The following is a 26,318-nucleotide window of genomic DNA, read 5'->3' as shown; positions in this document are numbered from 1 at the left end:
TCGCGCAGGGCTGGCAGCCGTCGGACCTCGCCCTCGCCGCCACGGGCCCTCGCCATCCCGAGCAGAAGGCTCGCCAGGAGGACGGCTGGCAGACCTACTGGGACTCCTTGGGACGAGGACCAGGTGTTCTGCGGCCACGTCATGGGCTTCAAGGGCCTCGAGCGCCCCGCCGTCGTCCTCGCCCTGAACGAGGAGCCGGACCGCGAGCGCGCCATGGAGCGCCTCTACGTCGGCCTCGACCTGCACGTCGTCTGCGGCGATCCCGACCACATCGAAGCCGTCGGCGGACCGGCGGTGCTCAAGAAGATCCGGGGGACAGCATGAGCGACGACGTCGCGCGTCCGGCCGACGACGAGGTGGAGCTCGTCTCCGACGGTGAGGGGTTGTCCGTGCTCGGGTCCGCAACCGCTGTGGAAAGGTTTCTGCTCGCCGAAGGTCTCGAGAGGTCGGCGACGTCGTTGCCCGGACCCGGCGGCGTGCTCGCCGTCGGCGCTTCCGGTGCTCAGGCGGCGTCCACCATCGCGGAGAACTTCGGCCGCTGGGTCAAGCTCACGGAGGAGTCGGTCGAGCTCGTCAAGAAGTACGGCCTGCGCGACAGCAAGGCCACAGGGCTCTCGACCGGGGTCGTCAAGGGCGAGTCAGGGCGGATCAAGGGCTTCGTGCAGTTCGCCAGGACTCCCGCCGCATCGCTGCGCAATCCGGCCGCCCTGGCCGGGCTCGCCGGCGTGATGGCGCAGCTGGCGATGAAGCAGAGCATGGACGAGATCGCCGGCTACCTCGAACGCATCGAGGACAAGGTCGACGACGTCCTGTGTGCTCACCGCGACGCCGTCGTGGCCGACCTGGTTGGTGTCGAGCTGGCCGTCGAGGAGGCCTACGCGCTGAGTGCTCGGATCGGTCGTGTCTCCGACGTGACGTGGTCGAAGATCGACGACGCGCCCATGGCGATTGGGCGCACCCAGGCGTACGTGCTGCGGCAGGTTCGCGGACTCTCGGCAAAGCTGCAGGACGCCGCACGTGTCGGGCCGCTCGCCTACGCTGCGACGGCCACGGCGGCAGAGCTCCAGGAGTGGTTGTCCGTCCTCGCGCGCACTGTTCAGCTGCAGGAGGAGGTCGGTGTGCTCGAGCTCGCCAGAGTTCTCGAGGACTCGCCGGAGGACCACGAGCAGCACCGCATGGCCCTGCAGGAGTCGAGACAGGAACGGCGCGATGCGATCGGTCGGGTCACGAGCGCGCTGGTATTGCAGCTGGATGCGGCGGCCGAGCGCGCGAACCATCGCGTGCTCCGTCACCCGAGCAAGTCGCCCGAGGTCGTCGCAGCGCGGAACGCGGCCATCGCGTCACTTGGGGAGTTCCACGCAGCGCTCTCGCTCGGTCAGGAGGTCGAGGCGCTGGCGGTTCGTCGGTGGGGACAGGCGTTCAACCAGGTTCGGGGGCGTGCTGTCGAAGCCACGGGTGAACGCGCGAAGGCGCTGGGCCACGGCGCCTCCTCCAGGGCTCGTGCGATCCCACGGCCGCATCGACGGCCCGGGCGCGAGACCTCCGACTGACGTACATCGGTGGTCGGTCGCGATGGACCACAAGAGCCCGCGACCGCAGGAAGACGGCACCGACTGCTCGGCAGCGGCCACGCTCGGCACGAACCTGGCTGCCGAGGTGTTGTCGACGGCACGAATACCTCTGCGTTCACGTAGCCCAGGCGAGGTCAACGCAGAGATATCCGGCGGCGGCTGCGAGGCGCCGGACCGGCGCCGGACTGTCCCGTCGAGCCGGACGGAGTAGTCCGTTCGAGCCGGGGAAATCGCTGGGATCCCAGAGGTGAAGCCCCTAGCGTGACGGCTTCGCACCTCGACGACGGGGGATTCCACCATGTCCGACACCCAGCGCGGTTCGAACCCGAAGGCCGATGCCAAGGCCGCCTAGGCGTACGCGAAGGCCACCCGCCCTTGGTACAAGAAGAAGCGGTGGGTCGCCGCGATCGTCGTCGGGGTGATCATCGTGGCCTCCGCGCTCGGCAGCGGCGGGGGGCGACGGCGGGGCCACCCGTGGCGGCGTGTCCGCGGGCGGTGACGAAGTGAGCCAGGCGAAGCCGGTAAAGGTCGGCGAGGCGGTCAGCCTCGAGGGCACCACCTACACGGTCGAGAGCGTGAATGCACAGTCGAGCGTCGGCGGCGAGTTCCTCGCCCAGGAGGCGAACAGCATCTACGTCGTCGTGCGGCTGACCATCGAGAACACCAAGGACGAGACGAAGACGTTCTCCGAGAGCGCGGCGAAGTTCGTCGCCCCGAACGGCAAGAAGTACTTGACGGACACCGACGGCACGATCGCGGCCGCCGGGAACGGCCAGGCACTGATCTTCGAGGACATGCAGCCCGACGTCCCCAAGACCGGCGTGCTCGTCTTCGACGTCCCGAAGAACGCGGTCAAGGGCCGACAGCTGGAGCTGAGCGACCTCTTCGGCCGCGGCGAGGCGTACGTCGACCTCGGACTCTGATCCCGGACGACCGGTCGGCGGGCGGTGGGTCGCCTCCGTCGGGCGACTGGTCCTTCTGGGTTGTCTTTCCAGGATTTATCGTCGCGGCGTCCCGTGACGTCCTACCGTGGGCGGTCTACGAGAGGAGTCGCGATGAGGCGACGGGGGAGTGCCGTGGTGCTGACCATGGCGGTGGCGTTCGGGACGGTCGGGGTGACCGCAGTGCCGGCCGAGGCAGCGAAGACGTACAAGAACTGCACGGCCCTGCACAAGGACTACAAGCACGGGGTGGGGCTGCCCGGTGCGAAGGACAAGACGAGCGGGACGCCCGTCACGAACTTCACGAAGAACAAGGCGGTCTACAACGCCAACACGAAGTCCGACCGCGACAAGGACGGCATCGCCTGCGAGAAGCGGTGACGCCGTCGGAGGGACGGAGTAGAACGGACGCATGAGTCGCGTCCGCATGCACAACATCTCGATCTCGCTCGACGGATTCGCGGCGGGGGAGCCGCAGGCGCTCGAGACGCCGATGGGTCACGCCGGGCAACGGTTGCACCGCTGGATGTTCGACACCGCCTTCGGGGCCGCGATGGTGGGCCGCGGGGGCGGCAGTCATGGCATAGACCAGGCGTACGCCCAGCGCTTCGCCGACGGGATCGGCGTCGAGATCATGGGTGCCGGGAAGTTCGGGCCGCCCGGGTGGCAGGACGACGCCGACTGGCGCGGCTGGTGGGGCGAGGAGCCGCCGTTCCACACGCCGGTCGTCGTGCTCACCCACCGGCCCCGCGAGCCGCTGGTCGTGGGCGACACGACCTTCCACTTCCTCGACGCCACACCCGCCGTCGCGCTCGAGGCCGCCCGCGAGCTGGCGGGCGGGCTCGACGTGCGCGTCGGCGGAGGCGCCGACGTGGCCCGGCAGTTCCTCGCCGCACGGCTCGTCGACACCGCGCACCTCGTGCAGGTGCCCATCGTGCTCGGACGCGGCGCGCGGCTCTGGAACGGACTCGACGGCATCGAGGACGACTACGACGTCGAGACCGTCACGTCGCCGACGGGCGTCGTGCACCTCACCCTGCAGCGGCGCTGACCGACGCTCACCAGCCCGGGTAGGGCAGACCCTGGCGCTGGGCGAACGCCGGCACCGGGATGCGGGCCAGTCCAGGTGCGAGCGCCCGGACGCAGTGCCAGCCGGCCGCGGCGACGTCGGGGGTCGTGAGATCGACGACCCACACCTCGGGCGGCGCGTCACCCGTCAGCGTCGCGGCGTGACGGCTGGGCGACGTGCGCCGGTCGACCTCGGCGACGACAGCAGGGTCGAGGCCCAGCTGCACCGCCGACATCGGGTCGACTGCTCCGCGCACGCCGCGAGCCAGGTAACGACGATCGGGTGCGTGGGGGAGGAGGCCGGGCATCCCCGACGCCAGGAGGCCCGACGTCGGCGAGGCCAGGTCGCGGGCCACGCTCAGCTGCCACAGCGCTCGCGCCGCAGCCCGACGTGCTGCGTCCGGCCCGGCAGCGGGGGAGAGGCCGGCCAGGTCGTGCTGGTGGTCGCGCACGACCGCCAGCACCACGTCGACGTCGAATCCGGACGGGAGCCGACGCAGGCGCAGCTCGAGCGGGCCGTCCCACCACGTCGGCACCTCGAGCGCGGGCAGCGGACTGGAGCCGCCGAACCACCAGCGCGTCACCGCGTCCTGCGCCACCATCTTGTCGCACGCCTCGTCCACCGCAGACCTGACCGACGTCGCGGCGCCCAGACCAGCCATGTTCATCGTGTGCGCGAGAGGTTGGCTCGGGTCTCGCTCCAGCCAGCGGACCACCGCCTGCCCGTACGGCACCCACCCCTCGACCGGGTCCGCCCCACGTCGGTGGCGCACACCGCGCGTCCACAACAGCCTGGTCGCGTCGTCGACGCGCACCAGCGGGCACCCGGGCTCGTCGAGCACGGCGGGGTCGTGCAGCGCCAGGTCCGTGAGCCGCAGCACCGGCTCGCCCTCCGCCAGCAGCTCGGCCGCCGACGCCGAACGCACCTCCAGCTGGCCGAGGTCCTCCCCGCACCAGTGCCGCACCGCCGACGCCACCGCGATGTCGCCGTCCGCCGACGCCCCGGGCCGCACCAGCTGCACCGCCGCCGCGACCCCGTCCACGCCCGGACGCGCAGGCATCGTCACCTGCTGGTGCACGAACCCCGACGGGAACCCATCGAGCACCGGCCGACGCACCACGCGCAGCGGTGCGTCGAACAGCCCGACGCCGGCGGTTGCCTCAGGCATGCGGCATCGGGAAGTAGTTGAGCTCGTCCTCCTCCAGCGCCGTCTCGCGCCAGCCCAGCTCCACCGCGAGGTCCTGCACACGTCGGCCACCGAGGAACGGGAACGCGGCAGGGGCGTTGCCGACCGTGCCCGGCACGAGCACCCGCACCACGGCCATGCCGGTGCTCGCCACGTCGGGCGTGGTCAGGTCGACGGCGATCACCTCGCGACCGGCCGCCTCCACCGCCGCCCGGTACGCCGACGCCGACCGCTCGGGCACCGTCGGCAGCGACGCGAGCGGACGCTCACCCGCCGGCTCCAGCAGGTGCGCCATCCGCTCCGCGGCGCGCGGGTCGAGGTACACCTGCTGCTGCACCATCAGGTCGTCGCAGTCGCGCATGTCGGCGCGGAAGTCGTCGAGGTAGCGACGGTCCTCGCGCCACGGCTTGAACGCGCGCCCGTTCAGCTCCCCGCTCGCCATCACCGCCCAGTGCAGACCGTCCATCCGCAGCAGGTCGCGCGACCCCTCCTGCAGGGTCAGTGCCTCCGTCCACGCCTTCGCCGCCGCCGCCTCGAAGGTCGGGCGGGCGGAGAAGCCGACGTTGACGATCCGGTCGGTGTCGTCGTGCACCACCGCGGCGGCCACCGGGATCGCGAACTCGTCGTCGAGAGCGATCAGCGACGACCGCTGGTGGGTGACGTCGGTGCCGTCCCACAGCCGCTGCAGCACGGGCGGCACCGGCACCCGGGGGAGCGGGTGGCCGTTGAGCCACCACACCATCGTCGCGTGCCGCTCGACCACCTCCTCGAGGCCGCTCATCACCGCGAAGTCGAGGTCGGGCCCGGCGGCGATGCCCGCGAACGCGCAGAAGTTGGTGATCGGTGCGCTCGAGTACCCCGCCGCGTACCAGTTCACGTACACGAGCGACGCCGGCACGAGCACCTCCGCGTCGCGCGTGAGCGAACGACCGGGCACCCAGTGCACGCGCGTCTCGCGGGTCAACGGCACGAACGGGAACCCCGGCGCCGCGTACTGCGCGTCGGAGTACAGGACGAGCTCACGCGGGTCGAGCACCGGCACGCCCCGACGACGCAGCTCGTCGTGGCTGCCGTAGGTGACGGGCAGCGTGTCGAGGATGTTGCCGCAGTACCGCTCCACGGACTCGCCGAGCGCAGCCTTGGCCGCACCGTCAGGGTCGCCGAAGCTGCTGCCCTGGCAGAGCACGTTGTTCGCCCACGGCGACACCGCGCGGACGTCGGCGACGTCGCACTGCTTGGTCACGAGCGACACGGGGACGCTCGCATCGTGCGTGATGTCGCGCGTGCGCAGCACCAGCCCCGACACCGGGTCGACCAGGTCGTCGACGTCGTGCGCGCGGTGCGTGGTGGGCGAGCCCGGCATCGGCAGCACCGGGTGCGTCGACACCACCACGACGTCGCCCTCGACAGGGTTGTCGAGCCGCAACCGGTGCAGCACGTCGCCCGCGCGGTCGCCGCCGAGTACGGCGAGGGCCGCGGACAGCACCGCGTCGGCCTCGTGCGGAGCCGGACCGGCGTCGCCGGTCAGCGACGGGGTGCGCACCACCCGGTGGACCCGACGGTCGAACGCGGCCGCCGCCCGACGCTGCACCGCGTCCTCGAACGACGCCCCGACCCCGGGCGTGACGAACGGCCCGACCCACGCCTCGCCACGGGTCAGCTCCAGCGCCACCCACGGCACCCGCATGTCGTGGCAGGTGCGGTCGAGGTCGACCAGGTCGCTGTCGCGTGCTCCGTGCACGCACACGACCAGCAGCTCCCCGGTGCGGTAGGCACGGTTCACGACGGCGCGCGGGTCCCATGGTGCCGTCGAGACGCCGACGTCGGCCGCGCCGGCACGCCGTACGAGCGCACGCACGAGGGCGTCGTCGCCGGTCAGGAGCAGCTGTCCTCGCGCACCCTCGTCGACCGGCGGGGCGACAGCCGGCGGTGCCGACGTCGGAGCGACCGGCACCAGACCGCCGCGGTCGAGCAGGATCCGACGCAGCGGGTCGGCGGCCTCGACGAGCGCCTCGTCGACGGTTCCGGCTCCGGGCCGGGTCCAGTGGTCGAGCAGCCGCAGCACGTCCGACGCGCCGAGCCCGACCGTGCGGTGCACGCCGTCGGGCGTCGTGACGACGGTGGTGTTCGGGTCGAGCACGCGCACCTCGGTGCGGGCCTCCAAGGCTGAGTCGGACGGTCGGTGCGGGGCGTCGGCCAGGCCGGCGGTCATGGGTCGCTCCTCGTTTCGGCGCGCCGACGGGACACGGCGCGGCAGACTGGGGTGGCGGGCCCCGGCCACTGTGACTGACCGGGGCCCGCCCACGTCGTCCGGATCAGCTCCAGGAGAACGCGGTGGCCACGTGGCCGTGGTGGTTCGAGTTCGGCGCCAGGACGGCCTCGTCCGCGCGCTCGACCTCGACCTCGACGATGTCGATGACGGGCTTCTTCATGCTGTTCACCTCCTCTCCTCGGTCGTTGCTGAGGTCTGCGGCTCGGTCTGGACCACCGAGCGGTACCGGGGGTGGGTGGCGGAGAGGCGGGCGTGGTCGGCGTCGGCCGCGAGGCGCCCGTCCTCCACCAGCAGCACACGAGGCAGGTGCGCGATCGTCGACGCACGGTGGCTCACCACGATCGTCGTGCGACCACGACGCAGCGCGAGTGCGCGCCGCATGAACGCCTCTTCGGCCTCCTGGTCGAGGTTGGCGGTCGGCTCGTCGAGCACGAGCACCTCCGGGTCGCGCAGCACGCCGCGCGCCAGCCCGAGGCGCTGGCGCTGGCCGCCCGACCAGGTACGTCCGTGCTCGGCGAGCAGCGTGTCGATGCCGTCGGGCAGGCTGCGCACGTGGGCCGCGAGACCGACGTCCTCGAGCGCGCGCCACAGGGCGTCGTCGTCGGCGTCGGGTCGGGCGACGAGGAGGTTGTCGCGCACGGTCGCCCTGAACACGTGCGGATGCTGGTCGACCAGGCTCACCCGCGTGCGGGTGCGCTCGACGGGCTCCGCGGCGACGTCGGCGCCGCTGACGCCGATCGTGCCCGCCGTCGGCTCCACCAGACGCACGAGCGCGTGCACCAGCGTCGTCTTGCCCGCGCCGCTCGCACCGACGACGGCCACGTGCTCCCCACCGTCGAGGTGCAGGTCGAGGCCGTGGAGGACGGGTCGGTCGGCGCCGGGGTAGGTGACGGAGAGTCCCCGGACGTCGACCGACCCGCTGCCGTCGGGTTCCGACGGGGTGCCGTCGTGGGTGGGGGGTCGGTGGGCGGCGTGCCCCGCGGCGATCACCTCGTCGATGCGCGCGGCCGCGGCAGACATCTCCGCGACCCGCTGCAGCGAGGCGACCACGGTGAGCACGGGCACGAGCGCGACGCCGGCGAGCACCACGGCGACGGGCAGCGTCGCGGCTCCGATGTCGCCGGAGGCGACCCGGGCGCCGACGGCCAGCAGCATCGTGAACGACGTGGCGGCAACGACGAGGTCGAGGGCGGCCTGCTCGATGCCGGTGCGCACCGCGACGCGTCGACGCACGTCCTGAACCGCCGACGTGGCGGACGCCAGCGACGCGCGCGCGTCGTCGACCCGGCCGAGCAGCACCAGGTCGCGCGCAGACTGGCGCACCTCGACGCTCGTGCCCGAGAGGTCGGACACCCGCTCGCGGAGGTCGGCGCCCTGCCGGCGGGCCGTGCCCAGGCCCGCGAGCGGCACCAGCAGCACGCCGAGCTGGCCAGCCACGACGAGCAGGCCGGGCAGGCCCAGCCAGGCGACCGCACCTGCGGCGATCGTCGCCGCGGCAGCGAATCCCGCGAGCACCTGCGCGACGGTGTGCGCGAAGAACCACTCCAGCTGCTCAGCATCGGACATGGCGGCGGCGGCGGTCTCTCCCGAACGGCGTCGCCCGAGCCCCGACGGCGCGAGCCGGGCAAGCGCCTCGTGCACGGCGAGGCGGATGGTGTCGATCACCCGGTACGCGAGCACGTGCGAGAGCCACGAGTCGCTCCACGCGAGCGCGCCGACCGCGAGCACCGCTGCGGTGAGCGCGGCGAGCCACGCACCGGCGTCGCCGTCGTCGAGCAGGGCCGACGCGGTGGCGACGCTCAGCACGATCGCGCCCGCCCCCGCGAGCATCTGCAGGTAGGCCACCACCACGACGCGCCGGAACAGCGCGCGGTGACGGGACAGGTGGGTGCCCATGGCGCGCAACGGCGCGAGCGTCTGCGTGACGGCGCTCCTGCCGAGGTCGGTCCTCCCGGCGCTCATCGGCCGGCCCCTGCCGTCGCCCCCGCACGCACGAGCTCGACGTAGCGGTCGCACCGGCGCATCAGGGTGTCGTGGTCGCCGTGGTCGACGACCCGGCCGTCGGCCATCACGACGATCGTCCGCGCGTCGCGGACGGCGTCGAGCCGGTGGGCGACGACGAGCAGCGGCAGCCCGGGGCGGGCCGACATCAGGCGCCGCACGAGGGCGGTCTCGCTGTCGACGTCGAGCGCCGAGGTCGCCTCGTCGAGCACGAGCACCGGCCGACCCTGGACGAGACCGCGCGCGATCGCGATCCGCTGCCGCTGTCCGCCGGACACCAGGCCGCCGCGTTCGCCGACGGGGGACTCGAGCGTCAGGGTCGGGTCGTCGGTGCCGATGCCGGCGAGCCGGGCGGCCGCCTCGACCGTGCACGGCACCGGGCCGTCGGGGTCGAGCCCCAGGGTGATGTTGGAGCGCACGTCGCCGGGGAACAGGGTCGGGTCCTGGGGCACGAGGGCCACGTGCGCGAGCCGCTCACGTGCCGACGTCGCGGCCCCGACGGCCACGCGCCCCGACGTCGGCTCCGCGAGCCCGGCCACGAGGGAGGCGACCGTCGACTTGCCGGACCCGCTCGCGCCGACCATCGCGGTCAGGCCGGGGCCGGCGAGCAGGCCGACGCCGTCGAGCGCGGGCGGACGGGCCGCGTCGGCGCCCGGGTAGGCGAAGGTGACGTCGTCGAGGCGAACGACGGCCGCACGGTCGACGACCGGCGGCGTCGTGTCGGCGTCGTCCGGTCGCCGGGCGAGGACCGCACTGATCTGCTCGCCCGAGAACGTGCCGAGGTACCCGGCGTGCCACTGCGACGCGAGGTCGCGCAGGGGCCTGACGAGCTCGACGGACAGCAGCACGACGGCGAACGTCTCGGCGGCGCCGAGGCTGTCCTGCCGGACGAACAGCATGATCAGGGCGACCAGCGGCACCGCGCTCAGGGCGAAGGCGTTGAGCCCGGACTCGATCAAGGACAGCTTGAGCTGCGCAAGGGTCCGGGCGAGCAGGCGGTCCGAGGCGGCGGCCAGCTCGCGCTGGCGTCGCTCCGCGGCGCCGAAGAGCACGAGCGTGGACATGCCCTGCATCGAGTCGACGAACTCGGCGTGCAGCTCCTGGTAGGCGTCCCAGTGGTCGGAACCACGCCGGGCCAGGGCCTTGTCCCAGAGTCGGGGGAGCAGCGGGACGGCTGCTGCCGCTACCACCACCACGGCACCGACGACCGGGTCGATCAGGACGAGGATCACCGCGACGACCGCCGTCACGACGCCCGACAGCAGGAGCGACGGCAGGTACCGGGCGAGGTAGGCGTCGAGGTTCTCGATGCCGTCGACCACGGTGGCGTTGTCGCGCCCGGTCCGTCCAGACCCTGCCTCGTGCACGCTCTCACGCATCAGCTGCACGCCCACCTGGTCGCGGAGGCGGGTCTTCACGGTGGTCATCACCCGTACGACCAGCAGCTCGCGCAGCAGCACCACGAGCGGGCGGGCGAGCAGCACACCGGCGAGCGCCAGGAGCGGCGCAGTGAGGTCGGCCAGCAGGTCGCGCCCCGGACCGTCGGCCACGACGGTGCCGAAGACGTGGGCCGTCACGAGGGCCTGGGCCACGTAGGTGGCGGAGACCGCGAGGCCGACGACGGCCAGGGGGACGAGCATCCGACGCTGGGCGCCAAGAAGGCGGGAGAGGCGGACGTGGGTCACGCTGGACCTTTCTACATGGGAATGATTATCATTCGGGTCGTGACCCTAACCCCTGGGCGTCCGGCCGTCAACGACGCCCTGCCCCGCACTGCGCCGCCCGTCGTCGTGCCAGGACGAGAGCCCTGGGCGGGACGGTCCACGGTCACCGTGCTGGGGCTGACGGTCCTGCTCCTGACCTCCTGCGTCGTCTCGCTCGGCCTCGGGGCCTTCCCCGTGCCCACGTCCGACGTCGCACACGTGCTCTGGTCGCGCCTGACGGGCGCCGCGCTGCCGAGCGACGTCACGAGGGCCGCCGACACGGTCGTCTGGCAGCTCCGCGTGCCCCGCATCGTCACCGGGGCCATGGTCGGGGCTGTCCTGGCCGCCTGCGGCGCGGCCCTGCAGGCGGTCGTCCGCAACGTCCTGGCCGACCCCTACCTCCTCGGGGTCTCCTCCGGCGCGTCGCTGGGCGCGGCCCTCGTCATCACCCTCGGCCTCGGGTCGTTGGTCGGGGCCGTGACGCTCGCCGCCGGAGCCTTCGTCGGAGCACTGCTCGCGCTCGTGCTGGTCCTGACCCTCGTCCGTACCGGCGGACGCATGGCGAGCACGAGGCTCGTCCTCGCCGGTGTCACGGTCTCCTACTTCCTGGGCGCCGTCACGAACCTCGTCGTGGTCTTCGCCGACAGCCGTGACGCCGTCCGGGCCGTGACCTTCTGGATGCTCGGCTCCCTCGGTCAGTCGTCCTGGTCCACCGTGCCCGTGCTGGTGCCGACGAGCCTCGTCACCGTCGCCGTGCTGCTGCTCTGGTCGCGCCGACTCGACGCCGTCTCACTCGGCGACGACGTGGCCCGCAGCCTCGGGACCGACCCGGTCCGCCTCCGCACCCAGGTGGCCGTCATGGCCTCGCTCGGAGTGGCATCAGCCGTCGCGGTGAGCGGCAGCATCGGCTTCGTCGGGCTCGTCGTGCCTCACCTCGCGCGTCGGCTCGTGGGTGCCACCCACCGTCTCGTGGTCGCCACCAGCGCACTGCTCGGCGCGTCGGTGCTGGTGTGGGCCGACGCCCTCGCCCGCACCGCCCTCGCCCCTCGGGAGATCCCGCTGGGCATCCTCACCGCACTCATCGGCACCCCCCTGCTGATGGTGCTGGTCCGGCGCCAGCTGGCACGGACCGAAACCGGCTCGTGACCCCGCGAGCACACCCCCAAGGAGAACGATGACCACCACCCTGTCCTTCCGTCGACGACGCACGGCCGCCACGCTCGGTCTCGGTGCCGCTCTGCTGCTCAGCGCCTGCGGCACCTCCACCGACACCTCGGCCGCCGACGCGGCGACCGACACCGGTTATCCGGTGACCGTCGACGACTGCGCGGGGGAGAAGACCTTCGAGCAGAAGCCCGAGAGCGTCATGACCATCGGCACGGCCGCGATCTCCCTGCTCGACGCCGCAGGTGCCAGCGGGCAGATCACGGCGAGGGCGGGCGAGTTCGGTGCCCCGCTCCCGGACGACCTCGACACGCCGCCGTCGGACGCCGAGGTGGTCGATCCGTCCGACCCCACCGCCGAGAGCATCATCGGTGCGGCGCCGGACGTCGTCTACGGCTACGGGCTGTTCAGTGCCAAGCCGGAGGCCCTGGAGCAGGCCGGGATCCCGATGCTGACCGTCGCAGGGGAGTGCGGCCACGACGCCAGCACCGGCAAGGCCGCCGGCATCGACTTCAGCACGGTCAGTGACGACGTGCGTCGCCTCGGCCGGGTGTTCGGCACCTCCGACGTCGCGGACGAGAACGCCGACGCGCTCGACGCGACGGTGAAGAAGCTCTCGGCGGAGTCGACCGGCGACGGCGCCTCGGCTGCATGGCTCTACTACTTCTCCTCCAGCGAGTCGCTCTCGGCGTACGGCGCGACGTCGATGGCCAACGCGGTGCTGGACGCGGCCGACCTCGAGAACGTGTTCGGCACGCAGCAGGAGTCGTACGTGAAGGTCTCGATGGAGTCGCTGCTCGAGGACGACCCGACGTGGCTCGTGCTGAGCTACGGCCTGTACGGGGAGTCCGAGGCCGACGCACGCAAGCAGCTGCTCGCCGAGCCCGGCGCGAATGACCTCACGGCCGTGAAGGAGGGGCGCCTCATCCTCGTCCCCGGTACCTCCTCCGAGGCGTCGCAGCAGTCGGTGAAGGGCCTGCGGGCCGTCGTCGACGCGCTCGCCGATGGCCGCTGAGCGTCTGCGCGCGACGTCGGTCGGGGTCCGTCACGCAGACGTGACGGCCCTGGCCGGTGTCGACCTGCGCGTGCACGACGGTGAGGTGGTCGGTCTCGTCGGACCCAACGGCAGCGGGAAGACCAGCCTGTTGCGGGCGCTCGGAGGCATCGCCGCACCGACGTCGGGCGAGGTGCTGCTCGACGGTCGACCGCTCACGTCGGTCGACGCACGGACCCGGGCGCGGGTCCTGGCGTACGTCGGTCAGGACGAGCACAGCGAGATGCCGTTCACCGCCCGCGAGGTGCTGCTCCTCGGCCGCTCGAGCCGGCACCGCGACTGGGAGGGATTCGACGGTGACGACCGTGCGGTCGTCGACGACCTCCTCGCCGATCTCGACCTCGCCCACCTGGCACGTCGCACGCTCGACCGGATGTCGGGGGGCGAGCGCCAGCGGGTCCTCATCGCCCGCGCGCTCGCCCAGCAGACGTCGGTGATCCTGCTCGACGAGCCCACCAACCACCTCGACGTCCGCTACCAGCACCACGTGATGGAGACCCTCGTCTCCCGCGGCGCGACGACGGTCGTCGTCCTCCACGACCTGAATCTCGCTGCTGCCTACTGCGACCGGGTCGTCATGCTGGACGGAGGGTCGGTCGTCGCCGACGGACCGACGCGGGACGTGCTCGAGGCCCAGTCCGTCGCCGACGTGTACCGGGTGCGCACGCGGGTGATCGACCTCGGGGAGCGGTCGCACCTGGTGCTGGGTCGCTGAGGAGGTCAGTCGCAGTAGTCGCAGAGACCCGTGGCAGGGAGCGCCGTGAAGCAGGTCGGGCAGACCTTCACCGGCTTCGTCTCGACGGCGGCCCGCGCCCTGCTGGGGCGGGTCGACGTCGTGCTCGAGCTCGCGCGGCGCACCTTGGCGGGCCGCGGCGTGCCACCGTCGGCGGGCAGGTCCGTCGCGAGAGCGCGGTAGCAGAGCAGGCGGTCCTCGGCCGCGCGCGTCTCGACGTCGCGCACGACGTCTCCGGTCGTCGCCAGGACAGCCCGCGCGTAGACGTCGCCGACCGTGCCGTCGCGCTGGACCGCGAGCGACGTGAGTGGCGGATCGCCGGCGCGTGCCGCGGCCAGGGCGGTGATCTCCATGAAGTCGCCCAGCCAGGTGCGGCGCGACGTCGGGCTCTCCACGCGCGTGCGGACGAGGACCTGGTCGGCCAGTTCGCTGACGGTGATCACGGCGCCGTAGCGGCTCGCGGTCTCGCGGAGGATGTCGAGTGCTGCGGGGGTCCACCGGGCGAACTGGGGGAGGAGCTTGGCCACGTCTCACAACGTTAGACGACCGGTCCACGGGGTCGTCTCGGTGGACTGGTCAGAGCGCGCGCCGGACGCGGATGGGTCCCTTCGCCGTCGACGGGTCGACGACCCGACCGCCCTGGGTGATCTCCACGGTTCCGTCGGCCACGAGCCGTCGTGCTGCCCGTCTCGCGGGCTCCATCAGCTCGCGCCAGCCGTCGGGGTCGACGCGCCTGGCCGCCTCCGAGGGACAGATCGTGGCGCCGCCGGCCCGGCCGTCGAGGAGGTCCACGATGGCCGCCTCCAGCTCCTGGTCGGTGCGCGTCACGCCGCGCTTGCGGCAGGCCTGCGAGCAGTAGCGCACCTGGTCCCAGTCGCGCTCCCACTTCTTGCGCCACTCGATACGACGTCCGCAGGAGGCGCAGGTCTTGGGCTCGGGGGGCACCGGTCCAGTGTCCGACGGTCGGCGTGGCAGCGCACGGCGGCGAGCGTCGGACGCCTGATTGCGTCGCGCAACCGCATGGGAACGATCCCCGCGAGGGCGTGACCTCCGCAGGGTGGCGTCGTTGGGACGGTCAATCGCGCTCCGGTTCCGACGGAGCGCACGTTCGGGGGAACGATAGACATGCGTCGACGCATCATGTCCACATCCATCGGAGCGGCCGCCTTGGCGTTGGCTGCTCTCACCGTCCCGGCCCAGGCCGGCGCCGACGACCAGGCGCGCCTGCAGCCCTTCCTGGCCGACCAGCTGTCGACCCTGAAGGGCGGCGCCGCCACGACCGTGCTCGTCCACGGTCGGACCCTGGCCGACGCCGAGCGGGCGGTGCGCGAGTCCGGTCTGGAACGGGCCGGCAGCTTCGACAAGATCGGCGTCGTGATCGCCAGCGGGACACGCAGCGAGATCGAGGCTGCCCGATCTGCCGAGGGTGTCACCTACCTCGAGGGCGACCAGCCCATCGAGTACCACCAGGAGACGTCGAACATCGCCACGCGCGGTGCCGAGGCTGCCGCGACGCTCACCGGGGCGGACGGCACGGCCCTCACGGGTCGCGGCGTCAGCGTCGCCGTCATCGACTCCGGCGTCGATCCGACGCACCCGTACCTGAAGGGTGCGACGGTCGCGAACCTGAAGTCGGTGTGCTCGCCGCTCGACGAGACCGGCTGTCAGGTCCTGCGGGTGCCCACCGCGCTCGACACGGACACGACGTCGCTCGGCGGCCACGGGACGCACGTCGCGGGCATCGCGGTCGGTCGGCCCACGACGTTGACGAGCGGGGAGAAGCTGCAGGGCGCGGCGCCGGGCGCGAGCCTGGTGTCGCTGTCGACGGGCGCGGGGATCCTCATCCTCGGTGCGGACGCGTCGCTGAACTGGGTCCTGGAGAACCACGCGAAGCCGTGCGGCGACGGTGTGTCGGCGGCCGAGTGCCCGCCGATCAAGGTCACGAACAACTCGTACGGGCCGTCGGGTGGCGGATCGTTCGACCCGGAGTCGGCGACCGTGAAGCTGCAGCGCGCCCTGGCTGCGGAGGGTGTCGTGACGGTGTGGGCGGCCGGCAACGACGGCGGAGACGGCAGCGAGAGCCTGACGAACCCGCCCGGCCAGGATCCGACGGGCGGCATCATCTCGGTCGCGTCGTACTACGACCTCGACACCGGTACCCGCGACGGCCGCGTCTCGTCGTTCTCCAGCCGAGGTGCGGCGACGGACCGGTCCACGTGGCCGGACGTGTCGGCACCGGGGGAGGACATCACGTCCTCGTGCCGGCCGTACCTGGTGATCTGCGCGACGGGTCTGGACCCGAAGGACGGGCCCGGTCCGCTGGACGTGGGCACGTTCAACACGATCAGCGGCACGTCGATGGCTGCACCGCACGTGGCGGGCATCGTCGCGCAGCTGTTCCAGGCTGACCCGACGGCGACGCCGGCCGAGGTGGAGGCGGCGTTGACGTCGACGGCGTACAAGTACACCGACGGCAGTGCCTACGTCGACGGCTCGTCCTTCGACAAGGGTCACGGTCTGGTCGACGTGGTGGCTGCGGTGTCGGCCCTGCGCTGAGCCGGACCGACGAGGTCCCGGGACACCCCTGGCGGGTCCCGGGACCTCGTCGCGTCTCGGTCAGCGTCGTGGTGAGACGAGGACCGGGGCCGCCTCGGCGACTTCGAGCGGAGTCGCTGCGCCGGTGGCCGTCAGCGGTTGACCGAGGGGTGTCCACGCTCCTCCGTCGACGCGGTACCGGACGGTGTAGGTGGTGTCGACGCGGATGCTGACCTGGTCGGCGGTGCGCTGGTAGGTGTGCGTGACGTCCTTCGCCGGGTAGGGCCGACCGGGTCGCGTGGTGGTGCGACTCGTCCCGTCTCCGTGGTGCCAGATGTAGCCGGTGGGGGTGGCCTCGACGTCGATGTCGTGTCCGAGCAACGTGATCCTCTCGCTCACCGGCCGCGGGTCGGTGTGCAGGATCGTCGGCACGTTCACGAGCGTCCGCCCGCCGGGCTGGACGGTGACCCGGAGAGCGGGCATCGGGATCTCGCTCACTGCCCGGCGGATCTCGCTGGGCGTCGCCTGGCGGCGCGCTGGTCGAGCGGGGGTCGGCTCCGTGGGGCAGTCAACCGAGTCCGGTGTGATGGTGCAGTTCTCGATGAGCCATGGGCTCTGCACGTAGCCCTCAGGAGTCAGCTTGACGGGTTTGCCTCGGCGGGCGGGAGCGGAGGATGCCTCTCGCGCGCTTGATTCAAAACCTCGGTATGCGTCGCGAGTCAGCTCCTCGCCTTCAAGCCGAACGCTTGCGCCTTTGCCACCCACGTCTACGCCTGCGTGAACCAGAGCGAAGTTCGCCAAAACAACTAGTGATCCAATCCCGGCTGCGAGTGTTCTAGCGATCAAGGCCGACCTCCTCCAAGATCCATCCGCGCTGTGTGCGTAGCACTCGGAACACGAGACGATTCATCTCTGCGGGCGTAGCGGTAATCTTCGCGGCTCTGCTGGTTTGGACCTTTCCTTCGGCCACCTTGACTTCGGCGCGCACCAGAACGACGGACGAGTCACCTGAGCGGGTGGCGACCTTCGCACTGGTCATCTCCTGTCGACCGCCGAGAAGTCGTCCGCCAGCTCGGTAAATCTGCCCGTAGTAGTCGATGTACTTGCGACAGCCCGCACAGTCCTCCGTGGAGATCTTTTCGAGCAGCTGAGTGTTCCCGGTCCAAGACGCGAAGTCGGACACCTCGAGCCAGTACCGCACAAACGTCGCTGCGCCCGTTGCGGAGGGATCTTCCGCGGTCGCCGGTAGTTCAGGTGGGGTAGGCGAGGGCTCGGACGGAGACGCCGCGGAAGGTTCGGTTGACGTCGGATCCGGCTCAATCACTTCGGACTTGCCGCCACACGCGGCGATGATGAGGAGTGTGGCAACGGCCGTGGCGATGACGTTCGTTCTCATATGACCCCCCGATCTGATGCGCCAGAACGTAGCGAACAGGCGCCGGCCGACGAAAGTCTCGATCCACAGAGTTCGGACGGACGAGCGGGTGACGTTGCTCTCGACTGCGACGTCGACGCATCCGGAGGAGAGGGACAGTGGACGGGGCGGGGACGGGTGTCGGCGCGAGCCACTAGGTTCGTCGTGTGGCGTTGACGATCCATCGGGCGGAGCGGGCCGACGTGCTCGCGGGCGGGCTGGCCGAGCTGCTGGCCGAGCCGCCCGACGACCCGTTCGAGCGCGACCTCGTCGTCGTCGCGGCGGCTGGGGTGGAGCGGTGGCTCGCGCAGACGCTCAGCCACCGGCTCGGCACCGCCCCCGGACACGACGACGGCATCTGCGCCGGCGTGTCCTTCGTGCGACCCCTCCACCTGCTCACCGAGCTCACCGAGAAGGAACGCGACGACCCCTGGGCGCCGAAGCGTCTCGCCTGGGTCGTCCTCGACGTCATCGAGCAACACCTCGACGAACCCTGGCTCGCCATCGTCGCCCGGCACGTCGGGCACGGCCTCGAACCGGGGGAGGAGGCCCTGCGGCGCAGCCGGCGCTACCCGACCGCCAAGCGCATCGCTGCACTCCTGCACGGCTACGCCGTCCAACGCCCCTGGATGGTGCAGGCCTGGACGGCCGGCGACGACGTCGACGGAGTCGGCTCGCCCCTCGTCCACGAGGTCCGCTGGCAGGCCGAGATCTGGCGCCGCGTCCACACCGTCCTCGACGGCCATCCGTCGCCCGACCTTCGCCTCGCCGACACCGCCGTGGCCCTCCGTGGGCGCACCCTCGACCCCGACCTGCCCCAGCGGCTCTCCTTCTTCGGGCACACCCGCATGCCGCACGCCGAGCTCGACGTCGTCGGGGCGCTCGCCCACACCCGCGACGTCCACCTCTGGCTGCCGCACCCCTCCCGCAGCCGATGGGACGACGTCGCCGCCACCATCACCGACGCCCCACGACAGCCGACCCGTCGCGACACCGTCGATGCTCCCGACACCGGCAACACGCTCCTCGCTGCGTGCGCCCGCGACGTCGGCGAGCTCGAGCGCAGCCTCCTCGCGCTGCCCGGCAACGCGACCACCGTCCACCTGCCCGGACCGGAGCGCCCCGCGACCCTGCTCGGTCAGCTCCAGGCCGACCTCGCAGCCGACCGCGACGGGCCCGCCGACGAGACGCGCAGCCTCGACCCGCTCGACCGGTCCGTGCAGGTGCACGCCTGCCACGGTCCCGCCCGACAGGTCGACGTGCTGCGCGAGATCGTCGTCGGCCTCCTCGCCGACGACCCCACCCTCGAGCCGCGCGACGTGCTCGTCATGTGTCCCGACGTCGAGACGTTCGCACCCCTCGTCGAGGCCGCGTTCGGGCTCGACGACGTGCCCGACGTCGACCATCCCGGCCACCGGCTCCGCGTCCGCCTCGCCGACCGCGCCACCGGCGCCACCAACCCTGTCGCCGACGTCCTGCAGAAGGTCGTCGCCATCGCAGCAGCACGCCGCACCACCGCCACCGAGGTGCGCGACCTCCTCAGCCTCGCGCCCGTCCGACGACGCTTCGCACTCACCGACGACGACCTCGAGCAGGTCGACGAGTGGACCGTGCAGACCGCCATCCGCTGGGGCGTCGACGCCGACGCCCGCGCAGCGTGGCAGCTCGGCGGGCTCGCCCAGAACACCTGGCGCACCGGGCTCCAGCGCCTCGCGCTCGGCGTCGTCACCGACGGTCACGACGACCCCGACGCCCGGGACGACACCCACCCCGGCAACCGGCTCGGCGGGGTCCTCCCGCTCGACGACCTCGGCAGCACCGGCGTCGACCTCGTCGGCCGATTCACCGAGGCCGTCGAACGACTCGCCGCGGTGCTCGACGCGTCCCGCCCGCAACCCGTCGACGACTGGGTCCAGCTGCTGACCACCGCCGTCCACACGCTCACCGACGTGCCCACCCGCGACGCCTGGCAGCGCGAGCAGGTCCTCCGCGTCCTCGCCGACCTCACCCGCGCCGACACCGCGCCCGCCGCCCGCGGCACCCTCACGGTCGTCGAGGTCGCGGCGTTCCTCACCGACGCGTTCGCCCCGCGCCCGACCCGCACCAGCTTCCGCACCGGCTCCCTCACCGTCTGCACGATGGTGCCGATGCGCTCCGTGCCGCACCGGGTCGTCTGCCTCCTCGGTCTCGACTCCGGCGCCTTCCCCCGCACGCCCACCCCGCTCGGCGACGACGTCCTCGCACGCACGCCGCTCGTCGGCGAGCGGGACGCGGCAGGCGAGGACCGCCAGCTGTTCCTCGACGCCGTCCTGTCCGCCACCGAGCACCTCGTCATCACCTACACCGGCGCCAGCGAGCACACCGGACGACCGCTCCCGCCGGCCACCCCGGTCGGGGAGCTGCTCGACCAGCTCGCCCGCACCGTCCCGACGGCCGACGTGCGCAGCCACGTGCTGGTGCAGCACCCGCTGCAGGCGTTCGACGCCCGCTCGTTCATCCCCGGTGCCCTGGTACCCGGCTCCGCCTTCAGCTTCGACGCCGCCGCCTACGCCGGTGCCCGTGCCACCGTCCGACCGCAGGTCCCCGAGCCGCCGTTCCTCCCAGCCGCGCTCCCCAGCGACGTCGACCCGATCACCACCCTCGACGCCCTGCGCGACCTGGTCCGCCACCCCGTGCGCTCCTTCGTCACGAGCCGACTCGACGTGCGTCTGCCCTACGAGGACGAGCCCATCGACGACAGCGTCCCGCTCGGGCTCGACCATCTCGAACGGTGGAAGGTCAAGGACCGCGTGCTCGCCGCCGTGCTGGCCGGCGTTCCCGGTCACGACGCCGAGGCCGACGAACGCCGGCGCGGCCTCCTGCCTCCTGGTCCGCTCGGCGACGCCGAGCTCGCGCGGGTGCGCCCGGAGGTCAGCACCCTCTTCGCCCTCGCCGCACCCCTGCGCACCGACACGGCTCGCAGCGTCGACGTCGACGTCGAGCTCGACGACGGCCGCCGCGTGATCGGCACCGTCGCCGGCGTCCACCCGCAGCATGCCCTGCGCGTCACCGCGTCGACCGTCCAGGGACGTCAGCTCCTCGAGGCCTGGGTCGACGTGCTCGCCCTCGCGGCGGCGGGCCAAGGGCGGCCTGCGCACCTTGTCGGCCGCGTGCCGAGCGGCTACCGGAAGGCGCCCGGCGTCGTCACCCTCGCCGCACCGTCGCAGGACGAGGCACGGTCCGTCCTCGCCGACCTGCTCGACCTCCATGCGTTCGGCCGCACCACGTTCCTGCCGTTGCCGGTGAAGACCTCGCAGGCCTACGCCGACCTCGCGCGGCGGACCCGCCCCGAGATCGCCCTCGCGAAGGCCGAGCGCGAGTGGATCGGCAGCCGCGACGTGCCCGGCGAGGTCGCCGACCCGTACCACCGCCTCGTCCTCGGCCCCGACGCGCCGATCGCCGACCTGGTCGAGCGCGGCTTCGAGCAGCACGCGGCCACGCTCTGGTTCCCGCTCCTCGACCGCATGGAGGTCGACGCATGAGCGCCGACGGACCGGTCGCCGAGTTCGACATCGCCGACCCGCTGCCCACCGGCACCACGCTCCTCGAGGCCAGCGCCGGCACCGGCAAGACGTGGGCGATCGCGGCACTCGTCACCCGACTCGTGGCCGAGGGCGTCGCCACGCTCGACGAGCTGCTCGTCGTCACCTTCGGGCGGGCAGCCAGCGCCGAGCTGAAGGATCGTGTGCGCGAGCGGCTGGTACAGGCTGACGCCGTCCTCGCTGCCGGCCACGGCGACGAGCGCGACCCCCTGCAGCGGCTCCTGCTCGACGTCGACGACACCGAGCGCACGGCTCGCCGTCAGCGCCTGCGTGCCGCCGTCGCGCGGTTCGACGAGGCCACCATCACCACGACCCACGGCTTCTGCCAAGCGGTGCTGCGCAGCCTCGGCACCACCGGCGACGTCGAGCCCGGGTCGGTCCTGGTGGAGGACGACACCGACATCGTCGACCAGGTGGTCTCCGACCTCTACCTGCGAGCGGTCGGTCGAGGTCAGACCCCTCCGTTCGGCCACGAGGAGGCGGCCGTGCTCGGTCGGCGAGCGGTCGAGGACCCGTCGGCGCACCTGCTGCCCACCGACGCGGAGCCTGGATCGGCGCCCGACCTGCGTCGACGATTCGCGTCGGCCGTCCGCGACGAGTCGGCGCGACGCCGCTTGGCGGCCCGCACCCTCTCCTACGACGACCTGCTGCAGCGTCTCGCCGAGGCGCTCGAGCCAGACGACTCGCCCGCCCGCACGGTCATGCGCGACCGCTGGCGAGTCGTGCTCGTCGACGAGTTCCAGGACACCGACCCCGTGCAGTGGCGGATCCTGGAGCGCGCCTTCGTCGGCCACGCGACCATGGTGCTGGTCGGCGACCCGAAGCAGGCCATCTACGGCTTCCGCGGCGGCGACGTCGACACCTACCTGCGCGCCGCCGCGCAGGCCGACACGCGACGCACCCTCACCGTCAACCATCGCAGCGACGCACCCCTGGTGAGCGCCGTCGACGCCGTGCTGCGGGGTGCCGCGCTCGGCGACCCTGCGATCGTCGTCCGTCCGGCGAGCGCCGCGCTCGACGGGTCACGGCTGCACGACCCGCGCGGCGACGCCCCGTTCCGGCTCCGGGCCCACCTGCGCAGCGACGCCGGGTCCGACGGCGACGCCCTGCGCATCGGCGACGTCAGGCCGCGGGTCGCCCGCGACGTCGCAGCCGACGTCGTCGCGCTCCTGGGCAGCGGTGCCACGTACGACCACGGCGCCGGACCGGTGCCGCTGACGGCCGGCGACATCGCGGTGCTCGTCGAGCGGCACGGTGACGCCGAGCTGCTGCACGCCGAGCTGGAGCGCCGCGGGGTGCCCGCCGTGCGCACCGGTGGCTCGGACGTGCTGCAGAGCCAGGCGGGCCAGGACTGGGTCACGCTGCTGACCGCCATGGAGTCGCCGCACCGCAGCGGCTACACCCGCGCTGCTGCGCTCGGACCGTTCCTCGGCTGCACGGCCGCCGACCTGGCCGCCGACGACGGCGACGCCCTCACCGACCGCGTCTCCTCACGGCTGCGCGACCTCACCGACCTGCAGCGCGAGCGCGGTACCGCCGGGATGGTCGAGGCCCTCACCGCCGACGCCTCCGTGGTCGAGCGGCTGCTGCGCCACCAGGGCGGTCGTCGTCGACTCACGGACCTCGAGCACGTCGGCCAGGTGCTCGCGATCGCCGCCCGCGAGCACGGACTCGGCCTGTCCGGGCTGCGACGCTGGCTGCTCGACCGGCGCAGCGAGACCTCTCCGGCAGCCGACCGCACCCACCGTCTCGACACCGACGCCGACGCCGTGCAGATCGTCACCACGTTCGTCAGCAAGGGTCTGCAGTACCCCGTCGTCTACGTCCCGTTCCTGTTCGACCGATGGGTCCCGGAGCCCAGCATCGTCCGACTCCACGACGACGACGGCCGGCGCTGTCTCGACGTCGGCGGGGCAGGACCTTCGTGGTCCGCGCACGCCCGTCGCTCCGACGTCGAGCGCGCGGGGGAGTCGTTGCGGCTGCTGTACGTCGCGCTCACCCGCGCCCAGTCGCGGCTGGTCGTGCACTGGTCGCCCACCTTCAACGCGCGGCACGGTGCCCTGCACCGCCTGTTGTTCCGGCCCGACCTGTCGCAGCCCGAGGTGCCGGACGTGCAGGCCGTGCCGTCGGACCACGACGCCGTGGCGCGTCTGCGTGCCTGGCAGGAGCGTGGCGGTCCCGTCGTCGAGCAGATGGTCACGGGCGACGACGAGCTGACCCCCGCGCCCGGGGAGGCGGAACGACTCGAGGTCCGTCACCTGCGTCGCGACGTCGACACCGTCTGGACCCGCACCTCGTACACCTCGCTCGTGCGGCGCGACGAAGGACCCAGCGTCTCGAGCGAACCGGAGCCGACCGCCGCGGACGACGAGGTCGAGGTGGTCGCCGATGTCGACGCCGGCCCGGTCCTCGGTCCGTCGCCGTGGGCCGAGCTCGCCGGCGGGGCGGCGCTCGGCACGCTCGTGCACGGTGTGCTCGAGCACGTCGACATCGACGCCGACGACCTCGACGGGGAGGTCCGCCGACGAGTGGAGGAGGAGCTGGCGTCGCGTCCGCTCGCCGTCGACGTCGACGTGCTCGCACCGGCGCTCGTCGGGGCCCTCAGCACGCCGCTCGGGCCGCTCGCCGACCACCTCACGCTGGCCGAGGCGCTCGGCCGGCGCCCGTTCCGCGAGATGGACTTCGAGCTGCCGCTGGCTGGCGGCGACACGGTCCGGGCCGCCGGTCGCACGGGGACGCTCGCCGACGTCGCCGACCTCATGGAGGCGCACCTGCCGTCGGGCGACGCGCTGCGACCCTTCGCAGCGGAGCTGCGCGACGCCAGCCTGCGCGGGCGCACCCTGCGGGGCTACCTCACCGGCTCGATCGACCTGCTCCTGAGGCTCGACGGCGACCGGACGCTCGTCGTCGACCACAAGACCAACCGCCTCGAGAGCGGTGCGCTCGTCGAGGCCGGCGGCGGCCTGGAGGCGTACGCACCCGAGCGCCTGGCCGACGCCATGCTGCACACGACCTACCCGCTGCAGGCCCTGCTGTACGCCGTGGCGCAGCACCGGTTCCTGCGGTGGCGGCTGCGTGGGTACGACCCCGACGTGCACCTGGCCGGGGTGCTCTACCTGTTCGTGCGGGGCATGACCGGCCCCGACGGACCACGCGGTGCCGACGGCTGCCCGTTCGGTGTGTTCGCGTGGCAGCCCCCGTCGGCGCTGGTGCTCGACCTCAGCGCGCTGCTCGACGGCAGCCCGACCGACGGAGGTCCGCGATGAGCGAGACGACGACGTCCCCCGCGGTCGACGTGTCGCCGGGCGACCCGTTCGACCGTCAGGTCGTCCAGGGCCTCGATGTCGAGAGCGACCCGATCCTGGCCGTGCTCAACCACACCGGTGTCCTGGCAGCCGCCGACGTGCACGTCACCCGCACCGTCGCCCGACTGGCGGACGAGGACGACGAGGCGGTGCTGCTGGCCCTGGCCGTGGCCGTTCGCGGGGTCCGGCTCGGGTCGTCGTGCGTCGACCTCGGCAGCGTGCTCGACGACCTACGTCTGGAGGCGCCCGACGTCGAGTGGCCGTCGTTCGTCGACGACCTCGATGACTGGTGGCGCCGCGTCGAGGCCAGTCCGCTGGCGTCCGGCCGCGACCGGGTCCTCGTCGTCGAGCGTCCGTTGCTGCACCTGGTGCGCTACCACGCGCTCGAGGTGTCGCTGTGCCGACGCCTGGGGGAGCGGCTGGCCCTGCGACCCCCGCCCGTCGACAGGGCCGCCCTCGACGCCGACCTCCGACGTCTGTTCGGCGACCCCGGGTTCGCCGAGCAGCGTGCGGCCGCGGCCCGTGCTGCGCACTCGTGGACCACGGTGCTCACCGGCGGCCCGGGGTCGGGCAAGACCACCACCATCGCGCGACTCCTCGCAGCGCTCGCGAGCCAGCACGCCGCGACCGGGCACGACCGGCCTCTGGCCGTGGGGCTGGCTGCCCCGACCGGCAAGGCCGCGGCCCGGATGCGGGAGGCCGTCGCCGCCGCGTCGACCGACCCGGTGTTCACGCCGGCGGAGCGCGACTGGCTGCGCACGCTGCCCGCCGGCACGGTGCACCGGCTGCTCAGCTCGCGGCCCGACCACCGGACGGCCTTCCGTCACCACGCCGGGCAGAAGCTGCCGTACGACGTGGTGGTCGTCGACGAGACGTCGATGGTCTCGCTGCTCCTCATGGAGCGGCTGGTGCAGGCCGTGCCGTCCGGGTGTCGCCTGGTGCTCGTCGGTGACGCCGAGCAGCTCGCCTCCGTCGAGGCCGGCGCGGTGCTGCGCGACGTGGTGGAAGGTCTCGGCGGCGACGCCAGCCCCGTCGTCACGCACCTGCAGCAGTCGCACCGTTTCGACGGTGGGATCGGGGCGCTCGCCTCGGCGGTCGTCGAGGGCGACGCGGACCGCGTGCTCGACCTCTTGGCCGAGGGGGTCGACGGGGTGTCACTGCGTCACCCCGACGAGGTCGAGGACGTCGTGTCCGGACGCCCAGCGCAGCAGGCCCGTGCCGTGGCTCGCGCCGCTGCCGAGGGCGACGTGCCCACGGCGCTGGCGGCGTTGGGCGAGCACCGGCTGCTGTGCGCGCACCGAGACGGCGCGTACGGCGTGAGCCACTGGAACGAGCGTCTGGAGCGGGAGGTGCGCACCTTCCCGGACCCGGCCCGTCCCTGGTTCGTCGGCCGCCCCGTCCTCGTCACCCGCAACGACGCCTCGCTCCGGGTCAACAACGGCGACGTCGGCGTCACCCTCGACGACGGCCACCGGCTCGTCGTGCACCTGGACTCCACGACGACGGTCTCCTCGACGCGGCTCTCGTCGGTGCAGAGTGCCTACGCCAGCACCGTCCACCGCAGCCAGGGCAGCGAGTTCGACCACGTCACCCTCCTGCTGCCCGAGGAGGACTCGCTCGTCCTCACTCGCGAGCTGCTGTACACCGCGATCACCCGCGCACGCACCAGCCTGACGATCGTCGCCACCCCCGAGGTCCTCCGACGCGCCGTCGAACGCCGCACCGCTCGCGCCAGCGGTGTCGCCCGACGCCTTGCCGCGATCGTCGCTGTGTGAAGCTGCCTCGACAC

Annotated in this window: 20 protein-coding genes; 12 read left to right on the top strand and 8 right to left on the bottom strand. The window is 72.7% G+C overall.

From position 1 onward, the window contains the following. Positions 1–123: 123 nt before the first annotated feature. The 5 genes from NH339_RS01600 to NH339_RS01580 all read left to right on the top strand — a co-directional run bounded on the left by NH339_RS01600 (position 124) and on the right by NH339_RS01580 (position 3,563). A complete protein-coding gene (locus NH339_RS01600) occupies positions 124–324 on the top strand; it encodes a hypothetical protein (RefSeq protein ID WP_253021812.1) in 201 nt (66 codons plus the stop codon). Positions 325–356: 32 nt separating this feature from the next. Further along, complete coding sequence (locus tag NH339_RS01595) at positions 357–1,550, top strand: hypothetical protein (RefSeq protein ID WP_253021810.1); 1,194 nt, start codon at positions 357–359, stop codon at positions 1,548–1,550. Positions 1,551–2,074: 524 nt separating this feature from the next. Further along, positions 2,075–2,494: a DUF4352 domain-containing protein gene (locus NH339_RS01590; protein ID WP_253021808.1), complete on the top strand. Its 420-nt coding sequence runs from the start codon at positions 2,075–2,077 to the stop codon at positions 2,492–2,494. Between the two features lie 132 nt (positions 2,495–2,626). Continuing rightward, positions 2,627–2,893 carry an excalibur calcium-binding domain-containing protein gene (locus NH339_RS01585; protein ID WP_253021806.1) on the top strand — a complete coding sequence of 89 codons (267 nt, stop codon included), beginning with the start codon at positions 2,627–2,629 and terminating at the stop codon, positions 2,891–2,893. A gap of 31 nt (positions 2,894–2,924) precedes the next feature. Then, entirely contained in the window at positions 2,925–3,563 is a 639-nt protein-coding gene (locus NH339_RS01580) for a dihydrofolate reductase family protein (protein WP_253021804.1), read from the top strand. A gap of 7 nt (positions 3,564–3,570) precedes the next feature. Here NH339_RS01580 and NH339_RS01575 read toward each other — a convergent pair whose 3' ends face one another. The 4 genes from NH339_RS01575 to NH339_RS01560 all read right to left on the bottom strand — a co-directional run bounded on the left by NH339_RS01575 (position 3,571) and on the right by NH339_RS01560 (position 10,725). Beyond that, a complete protein-coding gene (locus tag NH339_RS01575) occupies positions 3,571–4,749 on the bottom strand; it encodes a YcaO-like family protein (RefSeq protein ID WP_253021802.1) in 1,179 nt (392 codons plus the stop codon). Further along, positions 4,742–6,979 (bottom strand): YcaO-like family protein, encoded by a 2,238-nt coding sequence (locus NH339_RS01570; protein WP_253021800.1) that lies wholly within the window; start codon positions 6,977–6,979, stop codon positions 4,742–4,744. Before NH339_RS01570 ends, NH339_RS01575 begins: the two co-directional genes overlap by 8 nt. A 225-nt stretch (positions 6,980–7,204) precedes the next feature. Continuing rightward, complete coding sequence (locus tag NH339_RS01565) at positions 7,205–9,001, bottom strand: amino acid ABC transporter ATP-binding/permease protein (RefSeq protein WP_253021798.1); 1,797 nt, start codon at positions 8,999–9,001, stop codon at positions 7,205–7,207. Beyond that, positions 8,998–10,725 (bottom strand): ABC transporter ATP-binding protein/permease, encoded by a 1,728-nt coding sequence (locus NH339_RS01560; RefSeq protein ID WP_253021796.1) that lies wholly within the window; start codon positions 10,723–10,725, stop codon positions 8,998–9,000. Before NH339_RS01560 ends, NH339_RS01565 begins: the two co-directional genes overlap by 4 nt. A 39-nt stretch (positions 10,726–10,764) precedes the next feature. On the opposite strand from NH339_RS01560, the gene NH339_RS01555 reads away from it, so the two are divergent. From NH339_RS01555 to NH339_RS01545, 3 genes are read left to right on the top strand one after another with little or no spacing between them, the layout of a single operon-like run. Next, complete coding sequence (locus NH339_RS01555) at positions 10,765–11,889, top strand: iron ABC transporter permease (protein WP_253021794.1); 1,125 nt, start codon at positions 10,765–10,767, stop codon at positions 11,887–11,889. A gap of 28 nt (positions 11,890–11,917) precedes the next feature. Beyond that, positions 11,918–12,922 carry an ABC transporter substrate-binding protein gene (locus NH339_RS01550; RefSeq protein WP_253021792.1) on the top strand — a complete coding sequence of 335 codons (1,005 nt, stop codon included), beginning with the start codon at positions 11,918–11,920 and terminating at the stop codon, positions 12,920–12,922. Further along, positions 12,912–13,676, top strand: coding sequence for an ABC transporter ATP-binding protein (locus tag NH339_RS01545; protein ID WP_253021790.1), 765 nt, complete (start codon positions 12,912–12,914; stop codon positions 13,674–13,676). The genes NH339_RS01550 and NH339_RS01545 overlap by 11 nt, the downstream gene beginning before the upstream one ends. Before the next feature lie 5 nt (positions 13,677–13,681). Here NH339_RS01545 and NH339_RS01540 read toward each other — a convergent pair whose 3' ends face one another. Both NH339_RS01540 and NH339_RS01535 read right to left on the bottom strand, forming a co-directional pair. Continuing rightward, positions 13,682–14,221, bottom strand: coding sequence for a hypothetical protein (locus tag NH339_RS01540; RefSeq protein WP_253021788.1), 540 nt, complete (start codon positions 14,219–14,221; stop codon positions 13,682–13,684). A gap of 49 nt (positions 14,222–14,270) precedes the next feature. Then, entirely contained in the window at positions 14,271–14,639 is a 369-nt protein-coding gene (locus NH339_RS01535) for a DUF2256 and DUF3253 domain-containing protein (protein ID WP_253021786.1), read from the bottom strand. Between the two features lie 195 nt (positions 14,640–14,834). On the opposite strand from NH339_RS01535, the gene NH339_RS01530 reads away from it, so the two are divergent. Next, the gene (locus tag NH339_RS01530; protein ID WP_253021784.1) at positions 14,835–16,250 is read left to right on the top strand and encodes a S8 family serine peptidase; all 1,416 of its coding nucleotides are present in this window, start codon (positions 14,835–14,837) and stop codon (positions 16,248–16,250) included. Between the two features lie 60 nt (positions 16,251–16,310). Here NH339_RS01530 and NH339_RS01525 read toward each other — a convergent pair whose 3' ends face one another. Further along, positions 16,311–16,712: a hypothetical protein gene (locus tag NH339_RS01525; protein ID WP_253021782.1), complete on the bottom strand. Its 402-nt coding sequence runs from the start codon at positions 16,710–16,712 to the stop codon at positions 16,311–16,313. A 352-nt stretch (positions 16,713–17,064) separates the two neighbouring features. After that, positions 17,065–17,625 (bottom strand): DUF6318 family protein, encoded by a 561-nt coding sequence (locus NH339_RS18975; RefSeq protein WP_374208158.1) that lies wholly within the window; start codon positions 17,623–17,625, stop codon positions 17,065–17,067. Between the two features lie 185 nt (positions 17,626–17,810). Between NH339_RS18975 and recC the strand changes: the two genes are divergently transcribed. From recC to recD, 3 genes are read left to right on the top strand one after another with little or no spacing between them, the layout of a single operon-like run. Continuing rightward, the gene (recC, locus tag NH339_RS01520) at positions 17,811–21,164 is read left to right on the top strand and encodes an exodeoxyribonuclease V subunit gamma (RefSeq protein WP_253021780.1); all 3,354 of its coding nucleotides are present in this window, start codon (positions 17,811–17,813) and stop codon (positions 21,162–21,164) included. Continuing rightward, positions 21,161–24,490 carry a UvrD-helicase domain-containing protein gene (locus NH339_RS01515; protein WP_253021778.1) on the top strand — a complete coding sequence of 1,110 codons (3,330 nt, stop codon included), beginning with the start codon at positions 21,161–21,163 and terminating at the stop codon, positions 24,488–24,490. Before recC ends, NH339_RS01515 begins: the two co-directional genes overlap by 4 nt. Further along, positions 24,487–26,304: an exodeoxyribonuclease V subunit alpha gene (gene recD / locus NH339_RS01510; RefSeq protein ID WP_253021776.1), complete on the top strand. Its 1,818-nt coding sequence runs from the start codon at positions 24,487–24,489 to the stop codon at positions 26,302–26,304. Before NH339_RS01515 ends, recD begins: the two co-directional genes overlap by 4 nt. The last annotated feature ends 14 nt before the right edge of the window (positions 26,305–26,318 follow it).

Source organism: Aeromicrobium sp. CnD17-E, assembly GCF_024124745.1.
Lineage (GTDB): Bacteria > Actinomycetota > Actinomycetes > Propionibacteriales > Nocardioidaceae > Aeromicrobium.
This window is presented reverse-complemented; position numbering and strand designations above follow the sequence as displayed.

Coding starts and splice junctions, on each gene's coding strand:
- NH339_RS01585 (WP_253021806.1), top strand. CDS start 2,627: ATGAGGCGACGGGGGAGTGCCGTGGTGCTGACCATGGCGGTGGCGTTC.
- NH339_RS01580 (WP_253021804.1), top strand. CDS start 2,925: ATGAGTCGCGTCCGCATGCACAACATCTCGATCTCGCTCGACGGATTC.
- NH339_RS01575 (WP_253021802.1), bottom strand. CDS start 4,749: ATGCCTGAGGCAACCGCCGGCGTCGGGCTGTTCGACGCACCGCTGCGC.
- NH339_RS01570 (WP_253021800.1), bottom strand. CDS start 6,979: ATGACCGCCGGCCTGGCCGACGCCCCGCACCGACCGTCCGACTCAGCC.
- NH339_RS01565 (WP_253021798.1), bottom strand. CDS start 9,001: ATGAGCGCCGGGAGGACCGACCTCGGCAGGAGCGCCGTCACGCAGACG.
- NH339_RS01550 (WP_253021792.1), top strand. CDS start 11,918: ATGACCACCACCCTGTCCTTCCGTCGACGACGCACGGCCGCCACGCTC.
- NH339_RS01545 (WP_253021790.1), top strand. CDS start 12,912: ATGGCCGCTGAGCGTCTGCGCGCGACGTCGGTCGGGGTCCGTCACGCA.
- NH339_RS01530 (WP_253021784.1), top strand. CDS start 14,835: ATGTCCACATCCATCGGAGCGGCCGCCTTGGCGTTGGCTGCTCTCACC.
- NH339_RS01525 (WP_253021782.1), bottom strand. CDS start 16,712: ATGCCCGCTCTCCGGGTCACCGTCCAGCCCGGCGGGCGGACGCTCGTG.
- NH339_RS18975 (WP_374208158.1), bottom strand. CDS start 17,625: ATGAGAACGAACGTCATCGCCACGGCCGTTGCCACACTCCTCATCATC.
- NH339_RS01515 (WP_253021778.1), top strand. CDS start 21,161: ATGAGCGCCGACGGACCGGTCGCCGAGTTCGACATCGCCGACCCGCTG.
- recD (WP_253021776.1), top strand. CDS start 24,487: ATGAGCGAGACGACGACGTCCCCCGCGGTCGACGTGTCGCCGGGCGAC.